At 59.9% G+C, this 3239-nt stretch carries 6 protein-coding genes; all 6 read left to right on the top strand.

Going from position 1 to position 3239, the window contains the following annotated elements:
- A partial coding sequence (locus tag VEK15_08445; protein HXV60709.1) for an acyl-CoA thioesterase occupies window positions 1–103 on the top strand: 103 nt, incomplete at its 5' end.
- A gap of 89 nt (window positions 104–192) precedes the next feature.
- Complete coding sequence (locus tag VEK15_08440) at window positions 193–513, top strand: metalloregulator ArsR/SmtB family transcription factor (protein ID HXV60708.1); 321 nt, start codon at window positions 193–195, stop codon at window positions 511–513.
- Entirely contained in the window at window positions 510–1346 is an 837-nt protein-coding gene (locus tag VEK15_08435; GenBank protein ID HXV60707.1) for an ester cyclase, read from the top strand. Before VEK15_08440 ends, VEK15_08435 begins: the two co-directional genes overlap by 4 nt.
- Window positions 1347–1364: 18 nt before the next feature.
- A complete protein-coding gene (locus VEK15_08430) occupies window positions 1365–2171 on the top strand; it encodes an ester cyclase (GenBank protein ID HXV60706.1) in 807 nt (268 codons plus the stop codon).
- A gap of 54 nt (window positions 2172–2225) precedes the next feature.
- Window positions 2226–2651 (top strand): SRPBCC domain-containing protein, encoded by a 426-nt coding sequence (locus VEK15_08425; GenBank protein HXV60705.1) that lies wholly within the window; start codon window positions 2226–2228, stop codon window positions 2649–2651.
- Between the two features lie 21 nt (window positions 2652–2672).
- On the top strand, window positions 2673–3194 hold the full coding sequence (locus VEK15_08420) for a nuclear transport factor 2 family protein (GenBank protein HXV60704.1): 522 nt from the start codon (window positions 2673–2675) through the stop codon (window positions 3192–3194).
- Window positions 3195–3239: the final 45 nt, after the last annotated feature.

Below are 3239 nucleotides of genomic sequence, written 5' to 3'. Positions count from 1 at the left end.
AAACGTCGGCGAGCGCATCAAGGTAACGGAAGGTCTCTTCACATTCGTCGCCATCGATGACAACCGCCGGCCGCGGCCCCTGCCACCCGAGGGTGGGGCGTAAGCTCGGATGATGGCCTTGGTTACGTCGCTACGGCGGTCGTGGATCTCTCCTGTTTGACATTTTAGCGATTCCTAAAATATAGTCGCTGAATGAGGGTTGCGCCGCAATCTGACGTTTTTCACGCGATCGCGGACCCGACGCGCAGGCGGATACTCGAGCTGCTGAGAGACGGCGACCGGCCGGTTCAGGATCTGGTGACCCGGGTGGACGTCACGTTTGGTGCGGTCTCGCAGCATCTGAAAACCCTGCGCGAGTCGGGTCTCGTGTCGTGCAGGAAGGACGGGCGCAGACGCATTTACCGGCTGCAGGCGGAGCCGTTGAGGCAGATCCACGACTGGACGGCGGTCTACCAGAAGGCGTGGCGCCGGCGGTTCCGAAAGCTCCGCACCCATTTGGAGGGAGACTCGTGAATCTGGACGTCAACCTTATGGAGTTTTTCGAGGCGACTCCGGACGAAGTCTGGGAGGCGCTCACCGACCGCGAGGTTCTCACCGATTGGCTCATGCCTAACGACTTCGTGGCCGAGGTCGGGAAGACGTTCACCTTCGTGCCCGATCACCCGACGCCCTGGGAGGGCGACGTTCAATGCAAAGTGCTGCAGCTTCTGCCTCGCAAGAGAATGGTCTGGAGCTGGAGAACCCGCGGCATGAAGGAGCCAAGTCGCGTCGAGTTCGAGCTCACTCCGAAGAAAGGCGGGACCGAGCTCGTCTTCAAGCACGGTGGCGTTGCCGATGAGCCCGTCGTCAAGGGACTGGAGGGTGGCTGGCCCGACATGATCGACAGGCTTATCGTGGCTCTGCAGAAACGAGCGAACGTGAGCGAAAAGAACAAGCGGGTCGTACGCCGCCTCTACGGAGAAGTGATGGCGAAGGGAAACGTCGCGGTCGCGGACGAGATTTTCGACCCCGGCTACGTGGACCACATGCCCATCATGAAGACCCCGGACCGAACGGGCCTGCTTGCGTCGGTGGATGCTGCTCGCCGGGCTTTCCCCGACCTCACACCACGCATCATCGCGGAGATCGCGGAAGGAGACTGGGTGGCCATTGCCGTGGAGGTGGACGCCGGAACCCACCAGGGCCCTTACATGGGTGTGCCCGCTTCAGGCAAACCCGTCACCTGGTCCGAGACGCATTTCTGGAGAGTCAAGAACGGGAAGATCGTGGAGCATTACGGCAATGTCAGCATGTTCGAGATCCACAAGATGGTCGGCTCACACAATCTGAACGCCAAGCTCGCCTAGAGAAGAAAGGGGAAACGCATGGACACGACGATGCTATCGGTCGCGGCTACCCTCGGAGCTCCACCGGAAGAAGTATTCGACATTCTCATGAGCTCGGATAAGCACAGCGAGCTCACGAATGCGGAGTCCGTAATCGAGAACCGAGTCGGAGGCCGCTTCTCCTATTTCGGCGGTGGTGTGAGTGGTGTGTTCGAGGAATTGGAGCCGAACAGACGGATCGTCCAGGCGCTTCGCGCCGCCGATTGGCCCGAAGAGCATCACGCGAAGGTATCGTACGAGCTGCTACCTATCGGGGACGGCCACCGAACGCACGTCAAGGTCCTCGAAAAAGGCGTCCCAACCGCACGGCTAGACGACGTGGTTCATGGCTGGCAGGCTTACTGGGAGGCGTTCGCAGTCTATCTTCGCGAGCGCAAGGTCAGCGTGGTGCGTCGGTTCGTCGAAGAGTACAAGAACAACCAAAACCCGGACGTCGTCGACGAGCTCGTGGCGAACGATTGTGCGGTGCACATCCCCCTCCCCGGCTTGCCCCAGGGGCGTGAGGGGATGCGAAAGAACGGAAGACTCGTGTGCAGCGCTTTTCCGGATGTCCACGTCACCGGGGAGTTCTTGCTCACCGAGGGAGACATCGTCATCGAACGTGCCAATGCCGTAGCCACCCACAAAGGCGAGCTCCTGGGAACGCCTCCTACGGGGAAAAGGGTCACGTGGACGGAGCTCCACGCCTATCGGGTCAAAGGAGACCAGATCACCGAGGTCTGGTCGGAAGCGGATTTCGTGGGCATGTTGGCGCAGATCGGCGCCGTAAAGCCTCCTGCGGGCTGACGCGGGCTGGCCATTTCGCCGCCGGTGATGGCCGGCAGAAAGGACGATGACTCGATGAAGAGAATCATTCATGTCGTCAGCATCGATGCGCCCCGGAACGCAGTGTTCTCGGCAATAACGACCGGTCAAGGACTCTCATCGTGGTGGTCGACCCGAGTCGATGCATCAGAGCATGTCGGGGGCAGGGTCCATTTCACTTTCACCGGCGACTTTCATCCCGTCATGGAAGTCACCCAAATGAAAGACAACTCGAGCGTCGCATGGAAGTGCGTCGCTGGCCACGTTCCCTGGCTGGACAACACGTTCGCATTCTTCCTCGAAGATAACGACGGGCGAGTGCGTCTGACATTCAGCCAGGAATATGCGAACGAGCTGTCGGACGTGGAGTACGGAATCTATAATTTCAACTGGGGTTATTACCTGAACAGCTTGAAACAATACTGCGAGACTGGCCGCGGGACGCCCTTCGTGGCCGGGTAGCCTCGCGTGGGACGTCTCCCGATGCGGAAGCGACTTTGCCTCGCGGTGGTCTTTCTAACGGTTGGCTGCAGCGGATACGGGTCGAAGCCGACAAGCGACTGCGATCGAAGCGAGGCGGCCGTCTTGTCCGTCGCCGAGGGCCTCGTCGCCGCCGACAACCGCCAGGACCTTGAGGACGTGCTCGATCACTACACGACCGACGTAACCTTTATCACTGCGGAGGGCGAGCTCGTCGAAGGGACGAATGCCGTTCGCCCTCGTTACGAGGAGCTATTCCAGAATTTCGTCGTCGACATCCAGATGGAATCCGAAGAGGTCGGAGTGGGGTTCGAGTGGGCCTTCGTTCGCGGCCGAAACGTGGGGAGGCTCACGTCGAAAACGAGTGACGTCGTGGCCAGGCTCGACGATCGGTTCCTGATGATTCTTCGTTGCGAACCATCTCGCGGTTGGAGAGTGTCGCATTTGACATGGGTTCACGTGAATTCGAGCAGCCGAGATTCTGGAGAACAATCTCAAAGTTTGCTCTTCATCTGCGACAACTGACCCGGGGTCAGCTTGACAAACCTGCCGGAATGACAAAGGATCGGT

It is taken from the genome of Vicinamibacteria bacterium (assembly GCA_035620555.1).
Classification (GTDB): domain Bacteria; phylum Acidobacteriota; class Vicinamibacteria; order Marinacidobacterales; family SMYC01; genus DASPGQ01.
This window is presented reverse-complemented; position numbering and strand designations above follow the sequence as displayed.

Bases quoted from the DNA above. Each gene is read 5' to 3' on its own strand.
- VEK15_08430 (HXV60706.1), top strand. From the start codon at position 1,365: ATGGACACGACGATGCTATCGGTCGCGGCTACCCTCGGAGCTCCACCG.
- VEK15_08425 (HXV60705.1), top strand. From the start codon at position 2,226: ATGAAGAGAATCATTCATGTCGTCAGCATCGATGCGCCCCGGAACGCA.
- VEK15_08440 (HXV60708.1), top strand. From the start codon at position 193: ATGAGGGTTGCGCCGCAATCTGACGTTTTTCACGCGATCGCGGACCCG.
- VEK15_08420 (HXV60704.1), top strand. From the start codon at position 2,673: ATGCGGAAGCGACTTTGCCTCGCGGTGGTCTTTCTAACGGTTGGCTGC.